Source organism: Burkholderia sp. HI4860 (genome assembly GCF_002223045.2).
In the GTDB taxonomy this organism is placed as follows: Bacteria; Pseudomonadota; Gammaproteobacteria; order Burkholderiales; family Burkholderiaceae; genus Burkholderia.
In genome coordinates this window covers 344260-360019 of record NZ_NKFO02000003.1, presented here as the reverse complement: position 1 = coordinate 360019, position 15760 = coordinate 344260, and the positions used below count along the sequence as shown (strand labels likewise).

At 68.0% G+C, this 15760-nt stretch carries 13 protein-coding genes; 8 read left to right on the top strand and 5 right to left on the bottom strand.

Features of this window, described 5'->3' with window-relative positions; genetic code table 11:
- Window positions 1-2 precede the first annotated feature (2 nt).
- The 5 genes from CFB34_RS16835 to iolC all read right to left on the bottom strand — a co-directional run bounded on the left by CFB34_RS16835 (window position 3) and on the right by iolC (window position 6321).
- Entirely contained in the window at window positions 3-497 is a 495-nt protein-coding gene (locus CFB34_RS16835; protein WP_089439838.1) for a heme-degrading domain-containing protein, read from the bottom strand.
- Window positions 498-579: 82 nt separating this feature from the next.
- Complete coding sequence (gene iolB, locus CFB34_RS16830) at window positions 580-1395, bottom strand: 5-deoxy-glucuronate isomerase (RefSeq protein ID WP_089439839.1); 816 nt, start codon at window positions 1393-1395, stop codon at window positions 580-582.
- Window positions 1396-1447: 52 nt separating this feature from the next.
- Entirely contained in the window at window positions 1448-2377 is a 930-nt protein-coding gene (gene iolE, locus CFB34_RS16825; RefSeq protein WP_089439840.1) for a myo-inosose-2 dehydratase, read from the bottom strand.
- A 61-nt stretch (window positions 2378-2438) separates the two neighbouring features.
- Window positions 2439-4322 (bottom strand): 3D-(3,5/4)-trihydroxycyclohexane-1,2-dione acylhydrolase (decyclizing), encoded by a 1884-nt coding sequence (iolD, locus tag CFB34_RS16820; protein ID WP_089440388.1) that lies wholly within the window; start codon window positions 4320-4322, stop codon window positions 2439-2441.
- A 40-nt stretch (window positions 4323-4362) separates the two neighbouring features.
- Window positions 4363-6321: a 5-dehydro-2-deoxygluconokinase gene (gene iolC / locus CFB34_RS16815; protein ID WP_089439841.1), complete on the bottom strand. Its 1959-nt coding sequence runs from the start codon at window positions 6319-6321 to the stop codon at window positions 4363-4365.
- A gap of 317 nt (window positions 6322-6638) precedes the next feature.
- Between iolC and CFB34_RS16810 the strand changes: the two genes are divergently transcribed.
- The 8 genes from CFB34_RS16810 (at window position 6639) to CFB34_RS16775 (ending at window position 15711) form a co-directional block, all read left to right on the top strand.
- On the top strand, window positions 6639-7565 hold the full coding sequence (locus CFB34_RS16810) for a sugar ABC transporter substrate-binding protein (protein WP_089439842.1): 927 nt from the start codon (window positions 6639-6641) through the stop codon (window positions 7563-7565).
- Window positions 7566-7633: 68 nt separating this feature from the next.
- Window positions 7634-9217: a sugar ABC transporter ATP-binding protein gene (locus tag CFB34_RS16805; protein WP_089439843.1), complete on the top strand. Its 1584-nt coding sequence runs from the start codon at window positions 7634-7636 to the stop codon at window positions 9215-9217.
- Window positions 9218-9243: 26 nt separating this feature from the next.
- On the top strand, window positions 9244-10269 hold the full coding sequence (locus tag CFB34_RS16800) for an ABC transporter permease (protein ID WP_089425167.1): 1026 nt from the start codon (window positions 9244-9246) through the stop codon (window positions 10267-10269).
- 84 nt (window positions 10270-10353) lie between these two features.
- A complete protein-coding gene (locus CFB34_RS16795) occupies window positions 10354-11265 on the top strand; it encodes a sugar phosphate isomerase/epimerase (RefSeq protein ID WP_089439844.1) in 912 nt (303 codons plus the stop codon).
- Between the two features lie 59 nt (window positions 11266-11324).
- On the top strand, window positions 11325-12338 hold the full coding sequence (locus tag CFB34_RS16790) for a Gfo/Idh/MocA family oxidoreductase (RefSeq protein ID WP_089430967.1): 1014 nt from the start codon (window positions 11325-11327) through the stop codon (window positions 12336-12338).
- Between the two features lie 31 nt (window positions 12339-12369).
- Window positions 12370-13296 (top strand): TIM barrel protein, encoded by a 927-nt coding sequence (locus tag CFB34_RS16785; protein ID WP_089439845.1) that lies wholly within the window; start codon window positions 12370-12372, stop codon window positions 13294-13296.
- A gap of 53 nt (window positions 13297-13349) precedes the next feature.
- The gene (locus CFB34_RS16780) at window positions 13350-14522 is read left to right on the top strand and encodes a Gfo/Idh/MocA family oxidoreductase (protein ID WP_089439846.1); all 1173 of its coding nucleotides are present in this window, start codon (window positions 13350-13352) and stop codon (window positions 14520-14522) included.
- Window positions 14523-14826: 304 nt separating this feature from the next.
- On the top strand, window positions 14827-15711 hold the full coding sequence (locus tag CFB34_RS16775; RefSeq protein WP_089439847.1) for a MurR/RpiR family transcriptional regulator: 885 nt from the start codon (window positions 14827-14829) through the stop codon (window positions 15709-15711).
- The last annotated feature ends 49 nt before the right edge of the window (window positions 15712-15760 follow it).

The window sequence follows — 15760 nt, the reverse complement described above, 5'->3', positions numbered from 1 at the left end:
CGTTACGCGTGCATCGCGAGCGCGTAACGGCCGACGTGCCACTGCAGGCTCTCGACGACGAGCGCGTGATTGTGTTCCGAGTCGAGCCCCGCGATCGTCATCGCACCGACGATGCCGGCCCCGGCAATCCGCAGCGGCACGCCGCCGCCGTCGAGCGCATAGTCGTCATCCGACAGCCCCTGCGACTGCAGCGACCAGCCGGCGCGGCGAAACCGCTCGCCGACCGCGAGCGAACTCAGGCCGAAGCGCAACACCGTGTTCTGCCGCCGGCGGATCGCGTCGCTGTCATCGGCATCGCTGCCGTCGAGCGCGCAGTAGAACAGCGGCGCCTGCTCGCCGACGATGCTCACCGCGATCGGCAGCCCGCGGCGCGACGCAAGATTGACAGCGATTTCCCCCATCCGGCGCGCAACGGCCGCGTCGAAGCGCGGCAGCGCCGGGTTCGACGCGTCGTCGTCGAAGGGATGGGGGTCGAGGCGAAAGAGGGTCGTCACCATGGCGGCTCCGTGGCGTCGCCGGCGCTGGGTGCGCGCGCCGGGCGTCGCATCGTCACGGGCCGCGCGCGGGCCCGTCTTTCCATCAGCGCTTCGGGGCGTCGAGCATCCACTCGTGCGCGGGATCGTTCTTGAACGCCCACGCGCGGCTCGGCCCGGCCATCACGTTCAGGTAGTACAGGTTGTAGCCGTGCGGCGCGACCACCGGGTGGTAGCCGCGCGGCACCATCACGACGTCGTGGTCCTCGACCGCGCACGCTTCGTCGAGGCTGCGGTCGTCCGTGTACACGCGCTGGAACGCGAAGCCTTGCGGCGGATCGATCCGGTGGTAGTAGGTTTCCTCGAGCGACGTTTCTTCCGGCGCCGCGTCGCGGTCGTGCTTGTGTGGCGGATAGCTGCTCGAATGGCTGGCCGGCGTGACGACCTCGACCACGAGCAGCCGGTCGGCCGCCGGGTTGTCGCCCATCAGGATGTCGCACACGTACCGCGTGTTGGTGCCTTGCCCGCGTACCGAGCGGCGCATCCGCTCGCCGTCGAGGCGTTGCACGGGCTTGTCGCCGCTCGCGTACGGCGCGGTGCACAGCGCGACTTCCGCATCGCGCGTCGCGACCAGCGTGACCGTCTTGCCGCCCGGCACGTACAGCGCATCCGGCGACACGTCCTCGAACACGCTGTCGCGCTTGCCGAGCGCATCGTAGGTTTTACCGTCGACATCCGCACGCACCGTGCCGGTGAGCACGACGACGCACAATTCGCGCGCGCCGGTGTCGAGCGTCTCGGTGTCGCCGGCCTTCAGGCGCAGCGCACGGAAGCCGACGTGTTTCCAGCCGGCCGACTCGGGCGTGACGTTGCAGATCTCGCGGTCGGCCGAGGCCTTGATCAGCAGGGGAGAAATCGTCATGGGGTAGGGCTCCGCAACAGGGTAGGGCTCATGCGTTCACGCGTTCATGTGTTCACGCGCTCAACCGGTCGACGATCGCGCGCAGCGATTCGTAACCCTTCTTCGCATACGCATAGCTCGGCGCGACGGCCGGATCCTGCTCGGCCTCGACGACGAGCCAGCCTTCGTAGCCGGCGTCCTTCAGCGTACGGAGCGTCGCCTCGTAGTCGAGCGCGCCGTCGCCCGGCACGGTGAAGGTGCCGTTGATCACGCCGTTCAGGAAGCTCCAGCCGTCGTTGCGCGCCTGCGTGACGACCTGCGGCCGCACGTCCTTGCAATGCACGTGAACCACGCGCGACACATGCTTCTTCAGCAGCGTGACCGGGTCGGCCGCGCCGCCGAAATACGCGTGGCCGGTGTCGAACAGCAGGAACACTTTCGACGGGTCGGTCAGCGCCATCAGCCGGTCGACGTCGTCGGGCGACTCGACGTACGCGCCCATGTGGTGATGGTACGCAAGCTTGATGCCGTACGTGTCGAGCAGGTGCGCGCCGAACGCGTCGAGGCGCGCCGCGTAGCGCCGCCAGGCTGCGTCGTCGACGAAGCGCGGCCGCTTCGCGACCGGCGTGTCGATGTTGCCCTGGATCGTGCCCGCGCATTCGCCGTACACAACGACCTTCACGTCGTTGTACTGCAGCTTCGTCATGTGCGCGCGGCAGCGCTCGATCTCGGCGGCGACCGCATCGTCGTCGCTCATGCCCGGCTCGACCTCGGCAAGGAATCCCGAATACCAGCCGGACACGCACACAAGGCCGAACTCGGCGAGCTTCGCCTTCAGCTCGGGGCCCGTCTTCGGAAACTTGTTGCCGAGCTCGAAGCCCGCGTAGCCGATTTCGGCGCCTTCCTTCAGCGCCGTTTCGAGCGGCGTCTCGCCGCCGAGCGACGGCAGGTCGTCGTTCATCCACGACAGGGGATTGATACCGATGCGGACGTTCCAGCTCATGACGTGTTTCCTGGGTTCGAATGTTGTTGTTTCGGCGCGGCGGATGGAAAGGGTGGGCGGATCAGCGCCGCTGCCGGGTCTTCGCATCGAGATACGCGCGGTGCGCTGCATCGACGCCGGCGCGTTCGGATACTTGTGGCACCGCGACTTCCCACCATGCGCCGCCGTCGTCGGTCGTGCGGCGGTGCGTGGTGTCGATCACGAGCACCTGGCTCTTCGTCGCCGCGCGGGCGCGCTTCATCTCGCTGCGCAGCTCGCCGATGTCGCGCACGTGCACGGCGTCGGCGCCCATCGCGCGCGCATGCATCGCGAAGTCGATCGTCGAGCGCTCGCCGCCCTCCGGCACGCAGTCGTCGAGCATGTTGTTGAAGCTCGCGCCGCCGCAATTCAGTTGCAGCCGCTCGATGCAGCCGTAGCCGCGGTTGTCGAGGATCACGACGATGATCTTGCGGCCGAGCATCACCGACGTCGCGAGTTCCGCGTTGAGCATCATGTACGAGCCGTCGCCGACGATCACGATCACTTCGCGTTCGGGCCGCGCGAGTTTCGCGCCGAGGCCGCCCGCGACCTCGTAGCCCATGCACGAGTACGCGTAGTCCATGTGGTAGTTGCCCGGCACGCCGCTGCGCCACAGCTTGTGCAGCTCGGCCGGCAGCGTGCCGGCCGCGCACACGACGAGGTCATCACGTGCGCTGTCGCGGCCCGCGTCGGCGGCGGAGTCGCGCACGGCACCGATCACTTCCGCGTCGTACGGCAGCGTGTCCTTCGGAATGCGGGTCGTGAGCTCGGTCACGCGCGCGTTCCAGGCGGTGGCCTGGTCGCGGTTGCCGGCGGTCCACGCCGGATCGGCTTGCCAGCCGGCCAGCGCGGCCGACAGCTGGCCGAGGCCCGTGCGCGCATCGGCCACCAGTTGACGGCCGCGTTTCTTGCCTGCGTCGAACGGCTGCACGTTCAGGCTCAAGAGCGTCGCATGGCCGTAGAGCGCATGCGAGCCGGTCGTGAAGTCCTGCAGCCGCGTGCCGACCGCGAACACCACGTCGGCCTGCGCGGCCGCACGGTTCGCGGCCGGCGAGCCCGTCACGCCGATCGACCCGAGATTCAGCGGATGGTCCCATGCGAGGCTGCCCTTGCCGGCCTGCGATTCGGCGACCGGTACGCCATGCGTATCGGCGAACGCGCGTAGCGCATCCCACGCCTGGCTGTACAGCACGCCGCCGCCCGCGACGATCAGCGGCTTCTTGGCGGCCTTCAGCACGTCGAGCGCATCGGCGAGTTCGAGCGCGTCGGCCGGCGGCCGGCGCATCCGGATCACCGGCGGTGCGAAGAAGTCCTCGGGCCAGTCGTATGCGAAGGTCTGTACGTCCTGTGGCAACGCGAGGCACACCGGGCCGCACTGCGCGGGATCGGTCATCACCTGGATCGCGCGCGGCAGCGCGACGAGCAACTGCTCGGGCGACGTGATGCGGTCGAAGTAGCGTGTCACCGGCCGGAAGCAATCGTTCGCGCTGACGTCGCCCTGTTCGAAATCCTCGACCTGCTGCAGCACGGGGTCGGGCAGCCGCGACACGAACACGTCGCCGGGCAGCAGCAACAGCGGCAGCCGGCCGACGTGCGCGAGCGCGGCCGAGGTCAGCATGTTGGTCGCGCCAGGGCCGATGCTCGACGTCGCGGCCATCATCCGCTGGCGGAAGTTCGCTTTCGCGAACGCGATGGCCGCATTGGCCATCCCTTGCTCGTTGTGCGCGCGGAAGGTCGGCAGGCGGTCTTTTTCCGCGTGCAGCGCCTCGCCGAGCCCGGCCACGTTGCCGTGGCCGAAGATCGCGAACACGCCGCCGCAGTACGGCAGGATCTCGGTGCGGCCGTCGGGCTGGACGACTTCGGCGCGCAGGGCGGCCAGGTAGCGCACGAGCGCCTGGCTGACGGTCAGTCTCACGGTAGAGGTCATGTCGGTCGGTGAAGAGGAAAGGGCCATGGCGGGCGTCGCGTCAGGCCGCGGCGGCGCGGGCGGCCGCGGCACGGCGGCCGAGCCACGCATCGACCAGTTGCGCGAAGTTGCCGGCGACTTCGTCGATCAGCGCCTGGTCGTCGATCCGGCCGGCGAACCAGTTCAGCGATGCGTCGGCCCACAGCGTGCGCCCGACCATGAAGCCCTTGACGATCGGGTTGGTCGCCGAGCGGAAGCTGTCGACGAGGTATTGCAGCGGCTGGTTCAGCCCGAGGATCACCGCGCCCCGGCAATACGGGTCGCGCTCGGCGATCAACGCGGCGAGCCGCGTCCAGCCGTCGGCGGTGAGCGGCGTGAGCTTCCACCATTCGGGCTTCACGCCGAGGTTGTAGAAGCGCGCGATCGTGCGCAGCACCGCGTCGTCCTCGGTGCCGGCCGGCGTGACCGCGCGCGGCGGAATCATTTCCAGCAGCAGCTCGTTGCCGCTGGCGCGCGTGGCTTCCCACAGCTCCAGCACGCGCTGCTCCTGTTCGACGCGCAGGTCGACCGGGTCGTCCGGGTGATAGTGCACGAGGCACTTCACGACCTGTTCGGTCGGCCAGTGCGTGAGCGACGAGCCGACCGAGCGCGTTTCGTCGAAGCGCAGCGGCCGCGAGCCGGGCAGCTCGACCGGGCGGCCGACCCACCAGCCGCGTCCGGTCGCCGACGCCAGCGCGTCGCTGCCGTAGCCGCCGCCGTCGATCAGCACGCCCACGTGGCCTTCGATCTGGCGATCGCGCTCGACCTGTTCGACCGCGCGCACGAGCAGGCGCTTCAAGGTCTTGATCCGCGCTTCGTCCGCGCCGGCCTGCACCGCGAGTTCGTAGAACTGACTGCGATGGTCGAACGCCATCACGCACAGGTCGTCCCATTCGCGGCGCGGCACCGTCACGCGATGCAGGTGCGCGAGCGTGTGGTCGGCGTCGACCACCGGATTGCGGCTGCCGTCGAACCAGTGCGCCAGCTCGGCCGGCGTCGGCATCGCGGCGGAGCACGCGTGGCGCGACACGACGATCGCGCCGCACGCGTTCGCGATGCGTGTCGACTCGGCCCAGTCGCGCCCGCGCAGCAGCCCCGACAGCAGGCCCGACAGGAACGCATCACCCGCGCCGAGCACGTTGAGCACCTCGACACGTTCGCCGAGATAGGTCGGCGCATCGTCGATGCGCTCGGGAATGTCGCCTTCGATCACGCAGCAGCCGAGCGCGCCGCGCTTGACGACCAGCGTCGCGTTCGTGATCTTGCGCACCGCCTGCAACGAGCCGATCACGTCGTGCGGCACGCCGCCGGCGATCAGGAATTCCTCTTCGGTGCCGACCAGCAGGTCGAATTCGCCGAGTACCTGCTGCAATTGCCGCGTCACCTGCGCGTCCGGCACGTAGCGGTTTTCGCCCGCGCCGCGCGCGGTCAGCCCCCACAGCACCGGCCGGTAGTCGATGTCGAGTATCCGCACGACGCCATGGCGGCGCGCATAGCCGAGCGCGGTCAGCGATGCCTCGCGCGTGCCCGGCGTCGACAGGTGCGTGCCGGTGATCGCGAGTGCGCGGCAGCCGGCGATGAAGTCCTCGCTGATCTCGTCGGCGCGCACGGCCATGTCCGCGCAGTTCTCGCGCACGAACAGCAGCGGGAACGTGTCGCGGTCCTTCAGCCCGAGCAGCACCAGCGCGGTCAGCCGCTCGCGGTCGGTCTGAAGTTGGCTCGTGTCGCAGCCTTCGCGCTCGAGCGTCTCGCGCAGGAAGCGGCCCATCTGCTCGTCGCCGACGCGCGAGATCATCGCGGTCTTCAGCCCGAGCCGGGCCACGCCGAACGCGACGTTGCCGGACGAGCCGCCGAGATACATCTGGAAACTGCGCGCATCTTCCAGGCGGCTGCCGTACTGCTGCGCATAGAGATCCACGGCCACGCGGCCGAGGCAGGCGAGATCGATGGGGCGGTCACTCGGAAAGGTCAGCAGGCTCATATCACGTGTCACGCTCGCGGCCGGCGTTCGGCGATGCCGGCGGATTAGGGGACCGAACCGGCGGCGGCGATCCGCATCGTGTGGGGCACGACGCGGGACTGCCTGCCGCAAGGAATCGGGCTACGGAACGGAGTCTAGACTTTTTGGAAATCCAGTTCCCTAGGTGAAATCACGTAGAAATAAATTTCCAAATTTTCGAGGAAGTGATCTACAGTTTCATCCGGATGCTTCAGTCCGTATCGGATTCGATCGGACTCGGCCCGGCGGCGCGCAACGCGCCGTCTTCCGCCCCCCGGAGATGAGGAGACAGATTGATCATGAAGACCAAGCTGATGGCCGTCGCGGCCGCCGCGATCCTGGCAGCGCCGCTCGCGCATGCCGAGAAGATCGGCGTGACGATGGCGTCGTTCGACGACACGTTCCTGACCATCCTGCGCAACAGCATTTCCGACGCAGCGAAGAAGGACGGCGCGACGGTGCAGATCGAGGACGGCGGCAACGACGTCGGCAAGCAGTTGAGCCAGGTCCAGAACATGATCGCGCAGAAGGTCGACGCGATCATCGTGAACGCGGTCGATACCGACGCGACGCCGAAGATCACCAAGATGGTGACGGCGGCGAAGATTCCGCTCGTGTACGTGAACCGCAAGCCGGTCGATTTCGACAAGCTGCCGACGGGCGTCGCGGTCGTCGCGTCCGACGAGAAGCAGTCGGGCACGCTGCAGGCGCGTCAGGTGTGCAAGCTGCTCGGCGGCAAGGGCGACCTCCTCGTGCTGATGGGCGAGCTGTCCAACGAGTCGGCGCGCGCCCGCACCAAGGACATCGAGGACGTGATCGCGACCAAGGATTGCTCGGGCATGAAGATCGTCGACAAGCGCGAGGGCAAGTGGAGCCGCACGCAGGGCCAGGACATCACGATGAACTGGCTGAGCTCCGGCACGAAGTACGACGCGATCATCTCGAACAACGACGAGATGGCGATCGGCGCGATCAACGCGCTGAAGGCCGCGCGCAAGTGGACGCCGAAGACGATCGTCGCCGGCATCGACGCGACGCCGGATGGCCTCGCATCGATGAAGAGCGGCGAGCTGAAGGTGTCGGTGTACCAGAACGCATCCGGGCAGGGGCAGCAGGCCGTCGCGGCCGCGCTCAAGCTCGCGAAGAAGCAGCCCGTCGACCGCTACGTGAACGTGCCGTTCGAGCTCGTGACGCCCGAGAACATGAACCAGTACGCGAAGCACTGACCGGTGATCCGTTGAATGGCGCGGGCCCGGCACGACCGGGTTCGCGCACGACTTGTCGAGGAACGTCCATGTTTACAGCCAGAGTCGCGCGCCCGATGGCCGGCGACGATGCGCGGGCCGCTTCGTCCGGCTCGACCGGCGCGTCGGCCCCGCCGGCTTCTTCCGCGGCCGACTGCGTGCTCGAGGTGCGCGGCGTCGGCAAGTCCTTTCCGGGCGTCGTCGCGCTCGACGGCGTGCAGTTCCGCGTGCGGCGCGGCACCGTCCATGCGCTGATGGGCGAGAACGGCGCGGGCAAGTCGACGCTGATGAAGATCATCGCGGGCGTCTACACGCCCGACCAGGGCGAGATCCTGATCAACGGCGAGCCGGTCGTGCTCAACGGCCCGCTCGATGCGCTCGACCGCGGCATCGCGATGATCCACCAGGAACTCAACCTGATGCCGTACATGACGGTCGCGGAGAACATCTGGATCCGCCGCGAACCGAAGAACCGTTTCGGCCTGATCGATCACGCCGCGCTGCGCCGCCAGACGGCCGCGCTGTTCGAGCGGCTGTCGATCGACATCGACCCGGAAACCGACGTGCGCACGCTGACGGTCGCGAGCCGCCAGATGGTCGAGATCGCGAAGGCCGTGTCGTTCGACTCCGACGTGCTGATCATGGACGAGCCGACTTCCGCGCTGACCGACAAGGAAGTCACGCACCTGTTCCGGATCATTCGCCAGCTGCGCGAGCAGGGCAAGGGCATCGTCTACATCACGCACAAGATGAACGAGCTGTTCGAGATCGCCGACGAGTTCTCGGTGTTCCGCGACGGCAAGTACATCGGCACGCATGCATCGAGCGACGTCACGCGCGACGACATCATCCGCATGATGGTCGGGCGCGAGATCACGCAGATGTTCCCGAAGGAGGAAGTGCCGATCGGCGAGGTCGTGCTGTCGGTGAAGAACCTCGGCGTCGACGGCGTGTTCCGCGACGTGAGCTTCGAGCTGCGCGCGGGCGAGATCCTCGGCGTGGCGGGCCTCGTCGGCTCGGGGCGCTCGAACGTCGCGGAGGCGCTGTTCGGCGTCGTGCCGGCCACGTCGGGCGAGATCCGCATCGACGGCAAGCCGGTGCGCATCACGACGCCCGCGCAGGCGATGAAGCACGGGATGGCCTTCCTCACCGAAGACCGCAAGGACACCGGCTGCTTCCTGAATCTCGACCTGCTCGCGAACATGGAAGCCGCGGTGCTCAGCAACCGCTACGTGAAGTTCAACTTCGTGCGGCAGGCGCAGCTCAAGCGCGACTGCGAGGCAATGAGCCGGATGCTGCGCGTGAAGTCGCCCGGGCTGCACGAGGAAATCCAGAACCTGTCGGGCGGCAACCAGCAGAAGGTGCTGATCGGCCGGTGGCTGCTCACGCAGCCGCGCATCCTGATCCTCGACGAACCGACGCGCGGCATCGACGTCGGCGCGAAGGCCGAGATCCACCGGCTCGTCAGCGCGCTCGCGGGCAAGGGCGTCGCGGTGCTGATGATCTCGTCGGAGATGCCGGAAGTGCTGGGAATGAGCGATCGCGTGATGGTGATGCACGAAGGGCGCATGACCGGCATCGTCGATCGCAAGGACGCCGACCAGGTCCGCATCATGGATCTCGCGTCGCGCTGAGCCGAACCAAGATTGGAGACAAAGCAATGGGCAACCTGAACCCGGTCGCGGATGCGCAGACCATGACCCTCAAGACGCGGCACACGAAGTGGCCGCCCGAGCTGAGCATCTTCCTCGTGCTCGTCGGCATCAGCCTGTTCTTCGAGATCGTCGGCTGGATCGTCGTCGGCCAGAGCTTCCTGTTCAACACCGAGCGGCTCGAGATCATCGTGCTGCAGATGGCCGTGATCGGCATCATCGCGGTCGGCGTGAACCTCGTGATCATCACCAGCGGGATCGACCTGTCGTCGGGCTCGGTCGTGGCCGCCGCGGCGGTCGTCTCGGCCAGTCTCGCGCAGGTGTCCGACTTCCCGCGCGCGGTGTTTCCGCACCTGACCGACCTGCCGATCATCTGGCCCGTGCTCGCCGGCGTGTGCGTCGGGTTGCTGGTCGGCCTGCTGAACGGCTCGCTGATCGCGATGACGGGCATCCCGCCGTTCATCGCGACGCTCGGCACGATGGTCGCCGCGCGCGGCTTCGCGAAGTGGTTCACCAACGGGATGCCGGTGTCGATGCTGACCGACCAGTTCGCAGCCATCGGCGCGGGCGCCAACCCGGTGATCATCTTTCTCGTGATCGCCGCGATCTTCCACGTCGTGCTGCGCTACACGCGCTTCGGCAAGTACACGTATGCGATCGGCGCGAACCGTCATGCGGCCGTCGTGTCGGGCATCAACGTCACGCGCCACCTGATCTTCGTCTATGCGATCGCGGGCCTGCTGAGCGGGATCGCCGGCACCGTGACGGCCGCGCGCGCGATCTCCGGCCAGTCGGGCATGGGCGTGATGTACGAGCTCGATGCGATCGCGGCGGTCGTGATCGGCGGCACGTCGCTGTCGGGTGGCCTCGGCCGCGTGACGGGCACCGTGATCGGCGTGCTGATCCTCGGCGTGATGACGTCGGGCTTCACGTTCATCCGCATCGACGCGTATTACCAGGAGATGGTCAAGGGCGCGATCATCGTCGCGGCCGTGATCGCCGACCAGTACCGCAACAAGAAGAAGCGCCGCTGACCCTTCGTGCATCGCCGGGCGAGGGCGGCACGTGCCGCCGCCTGCGTCCGGCACCCCGCTACCCGCCATCGTCGAGGATATTCGATGAAGATCGCGCTGGACCCCTACATGATTCGCCACCTGCCGCTCGACCGCCTGCCGCACGCGGTGGCCGAGCTCGGCTACGACCAGATCGAGCTGTCGCCGCGCAGCGACTTTCTCGACTGGTGGGTAATGCCCCGCGCCACGCGCGAGCGGATGGCCGCGTTCCGGCAGGCGATGCGCGCGAGCGGCGTCGGCCTCGCGTCGTTGCAGCCGATGTACCGCTGGGCGAGCCCGTTCGAGGACGAGCGGCAATGGGCGGTGCGCTGCTGGAAGAAGGCGATCGAGGTGGCGGTCGAGATGGAGTGTGCGCTGATGGTGTCGGAGTTCGGGCGCGGCGCGTCGCCCGAGCGCTCGGTCGGCGAACGGCCGGGGGCGAACCCCAAGGAGTTGTGCGAAGCCGCGTGGTTCCGGTCGATGGACGAGTTGCTGCCGATCCTCGAGCGCGAACGCATCGTGCTGTCGGTCGAGCCGCATCCGGAGGACTGGATCGAGCAGCTGCAGCCGGCGATCGACATCGTCACGAACCTCGGCTCGCCGTCGCTGAAGCTGTCGTACATCGCGCCGCACACGTTCTACTACGGCGACGACATGGCCGCGATGATCGCGCAGGCCGCGCCGATCCTCGCGCACGTGCGCGTGGCCGACACCTTCGACCATCGCAAGAGCAGCCAGCTGCGCTACATCGTGAACCCGCCGGGTTCGAACCAGATCCGCGTGCACCAGCATCTCGACATCGGGCAGGGCGAGATCGACTGGGACGTGTTCTTTCGCGCGCTCGGCGCGGCAGGCTTCGACGGCGTGATGTCGTCGTGCGTGTTCGCGTGGGAGGACCGCGCGGAAGCATCGTCGCGCTACATGCGCGACACGATCCAGCGCTACGTCGATCGTCATTTCGATCGTACCGCGCGCTGACGGATGACTGACCGGTGCGGCGCGTGCCGCACCGCCAATGAACGACTGGAGACTGTTAGATGACCTTGCAAATCGGCGTGATCGGCTGCGGAGCGATCGGCCAGGACCATATTCGCAGACTGACCCGCACGCTGTCCGGCGCGCGCGTCGTGGCCGTCAACGACATCGATCCGCAGCAGGCGCGCGACGCGGTGACGAAGTACGGGCTCGACGCGGAGATCTACGGCGACGGCCACGAGGTGGTCGCGGCCGCCGACGTGCAGGCCGTGCTTGTCACGTCGTGGGGGCCGACGCACGAAGCGTTCGTGCTCGACGCGATCGCGCACGGCAAGCCGGTGTTCTGCGAGAAGCCGCTCGCCGTGACGGCCGAAGGCTGCATGCGGATCGTCGAAGCGGAAGTCGCGCACGGCAAGCGGCTCGTGCAGGTCGGCTTCATGCGGCCGTACGACGAAGGCTATCGCGCGCTGAAGCGCGTGATCGACAGCGGCGAGATCGGCGCGCCGCTGATGCTGCATTGCGCGCACCGCAACCAGTCGGTCGGCGAGCGCTACACGACCGACATGGCGATCACCGACACGCTGATCCACGAGCTCGACGTGCTGCGCTGGCTGCTCGGCGAGGACTACGTGAGCACGCAGGTCGTCTATCCGAGGAAGACGCGTCATGCGTCGGCCCATCTCGCGGATCCGCAGATCGTGCTGCTGGAAACCGCGAGCGGCGTGCGCATCGACGTCGAGATCTTCGTGAACTGCCAGTACGGCTACGACATCCAGTGCGAGGTGGTCGGCGAGCAGGGCATCGCGAAGCTGCCCGATCCGCCGGCCGTCGGGCTCAAGCATTCGGCGCGGCAGTCGGTCGAGATCATGACCGACTGGAAGGAGCGCTTCATCGCGTCGTACGACGTCGAGCTGCAGGCGTTCATCGACGGCGTGCGCGCGCACGCGCTCACCGGGCCGTCGGCCTGGGACGGCTACGCGGCGGCGGTCGCGGCCGACGCCTGCGTGCGTGCGCAAAAGAGCGGGGCGGTCGAGCCGATCGCGATGGCCGAACGCCCCGCGTTCTATCGCGGCTGACCCGCAGCCGCAACTTGCCGGACTGACCGACATGACGATGAAGATGGGTTGCGCACCGTGCTGCTGGGGTGTCGACGACGTGAAGAACCCGCACCTGCCGCCGTGGCGGCAGGTGCTTGCCGAAGCCGCCAAGGCCGGCTACTCGGGCATCGAGCTGGGGCCGTACGGCTACATCCCGCTCGAACTCGACGTGGTGAGCGCCGAGCTCGAGCGGCAGCGCCTGAGCATCACCGCGGGCACGATCTTCGACGATCTGGTGTCGCCGGAGAACCTGCCGAACCTGGTGCGCCAGACGCGTGAGATCTGCGCGCTGATCACGCGGCTGCCGAAGCTGCCGACGCAGGACGGCCAGCGCTACGCGGCGCCGTACCTGGTCGTGATGGACTGGGGCCACGAGGAGCGCGACTACGCGGCGGGCCACGGCGATCGCGCGCCGCGGCTGTCGGACGAAAGCTGGGCGGCGATGGTCGGGCACATCCGGCAGATCGCGACGATTGCACGCGACGGATTCGGCGTGCGCACGGTGATCCATCCGCATGCGGGCGGCTACATCGAGTTCGCGGACGAGATCGACCGGATCGTCGCCGACATTCCGGCCGACACGGCCGGGCTTTGTCTCGACACGGGCCACCTGTACTACTCGGGCATGGACCCGCAGGCGTGGCTGCGCCGCCACGCGGCGCGCCTCGACTACGTGCATTTCAAGGACATCGACGCGGCCGTGTACGACGCGGTGATGGGCGAGCGCATCGCGTTCTTCGCCGCGTGCGCGCGCGGCGTGATGTGCCCGATCGGCACCGGCGTGCTCGACTACCCAGCGATCCGCCGTGCGCTCATCGACATCGGCTATGCGGGCTATATCACGATCGAGCAGGAGCGCGACCCGCGCCATGCCGGCACGAGCCTGCGCGACGTCGCGGCGAGCCGCGCGTTTCTCGCATCGGCCGGCTTCGCGTGATCCACCGCATCACGCCCACCCTGAACTGAACACGCACCAGGACCACCACCATCATGATTGACGGACAGATTCTGCTTGGACATTCGATTCGCTGGGGCATGGTCGGCGGCGGGCTCGGCAGCCAGATCGGCTACAGCCACCGGTCGGCCGCGCTGCGCGACGGCAGCTTCCAGCTGGTCGCCGGCGCGTTCGACATCGATCCCGAACGCGGCCGCCAGTTCGGCGTGAAGCTCGGCGTCGCGGCCGAACGCTGCTATCCCGACTATGCGACGATGTTCGACGCCGAGGCGCGCCGCCCGGACGGCATCCGCGCGGTGTCGATCGCGACGCCGAACAACACGCACTTCGAGATCTGCCGCGCGGCGCTGAACGCGGGCCTGCACGTGGTCTGCGAGAAGCCGCTGTGCTTCACGACCGAGGAGGCCGAGGCGCTGGAGCGGCTGTCGGTCGAGAAGAACCGGATCGTCGGCGTCGCTTACGGTTATTCCGGACACCAGATGATCGAGCAGGCGCGCGAGATGATCGCCCGCGGCGATCTCGGCGAGATCCGCATCGTGCAGATGCAGTTCGCGCACGGCTTCCACAGCGACGGTGTCGAGGCCGCGAGCGCGGCCGCGCGCTGGCGCGTCGACCCGAAGTTCGCGGGCCCGAGCTACGTGCTCGGCGACATCGGCACGCATCCACTGTACATCTCCGAGGTGATGGCGCCCGAACTGAAGATCCGGCGCCTGATGTGTTCGCGCCAGAGCTTCGTGAAGAGCCGCGCGCCGCTGGAAGACAACGCGTTCACGATCATGGAATACGACACGGGGGCGGTCGGCTACGTGTGGTCGAGCGCGGTGAACGCGGGCTCGATGCACGGCCAGAAGGTGCGCGTGATCGGCTCGAAGGCGAGCGTCGAGTGGTGGGACGAGCATCCGAACCAGCTGCGCTACGAAGTGCAGGGGCAGCCCGCGCAGGTGCTCGATCGCGGGATGGGTTATCTGCATCCGCATGCATTGCGCGAGGATCGCGTCGGCGCCGGGCATCCTGAAGGGCTGTTCGAGGCCTGGTCGAACCTGTATGCGCGCTTCGCGCTCGCGATGGATGCGGCCGACCGCGGCGACGTTGCGGCCTTGAAGAACATCCGTTATCCGGACGTCCATGCGGGCGTGGAAGGCGTGCGCTGGGTCGAGAACTGCGTGCGCTCCGCCGACGCGGGCGGCGTGTGGGTCGACTATCGTTGAACCGGTCGAACCGCGCGCGACGGGCCGGCGGTGCGCCGCGCGCCCGTCGCGCAAGGCTTTGCACCGACGGCCGGTCTTGGTAGACGCCCTAATCTTTACGCCGCCGCGAGCGCGTTGGACAATCGCTTCCAGTGTTGCCGTGGAGCGTAGGCAAGTGATGATCGAGCGCGTGGGAGCGAGCACGCGGCGCGGGCTGCGTCGCAAACGTGATTAAATTCGCCCTTCATGCATGTATCCAGGTGAGCCCCGGCCCGCGTTCGTCAACATCGCGCGCACATCGGGGCCGTCAACTTCGCGCTATCCGATGAGTTCATCCGAGAAACCTCCCGCCACCGTCGAGCAGTTCCTGCAGCACCTGACGCAGGAATACGACGGCCTCAGCAATCGCCTGAAGGTGATTGCGCGCCACGTGGAAACGCATCGGGACCAGCTTGGCCTGGAGGGTATCCAGTCGCTCGCGGAAGCGTGCGGCGTCCAGCCGTCGGCCGTCGTGCGCTTCGCGAAGCATTTCGGCTTTTCCGGCTTCTCCGAGATGCAGAAGCTGTTCCGCGAGGGGCTCGCGCAGCAGATCGCGCCGGGGCGCGCGTACAACCTGCGGCTGCGCGACGTGATCGAATCGGGCTCGTCGAGCCTGCAGCCCGAGCAGATCGCCGACGAATTCATCAAGGGCAGCATTGCCGGGATGCAGCAGCTGCGGCAGACGCTCGATTCGCAGGCGCTCGCGCAGGCCGTCGACCTGCTCGCCGAGACGCAGGCGATCTGGATCGCGGGCTCGCGGCGCGCGTTTCCGATTGCGGTCTATCTCGACTACGCGCTGCAGCACACCGACAAGCGCATCGGGCTGTTCAGCGCGCTCGGCAGCATGCATCTCGGGCAGATCCGTTCGGTGCGCGAGGGCGACGTGATGATCGTCATCTCGTTCATGCCGTATGCGGAGGAAACCGTGCAGGTCGCGCAGCAGGCCGTGCAGCGAGGCGCGCGGCTGATCGCGATCACCGACAGCCGGATGAGCCCGCTGGCGCGGGAGGCCGAGGTGACGCTGATGGTGCAGGACAGCGCGACGTTCGGCTTCCGCGCGTTGACGGCCACGATGGGCCTTGCGCAGAGCCTGTTCGTCGCGCTCGCGTACCGGCTCGAACTGTCGTACCTGCCGACCGCCGACGGCGCGCACGGCACGCAGGCCGGCTGACGCGTCCTGCCGGTGCTGCCGGCGCACCGCCCGCGCGACGGCGCAGCGG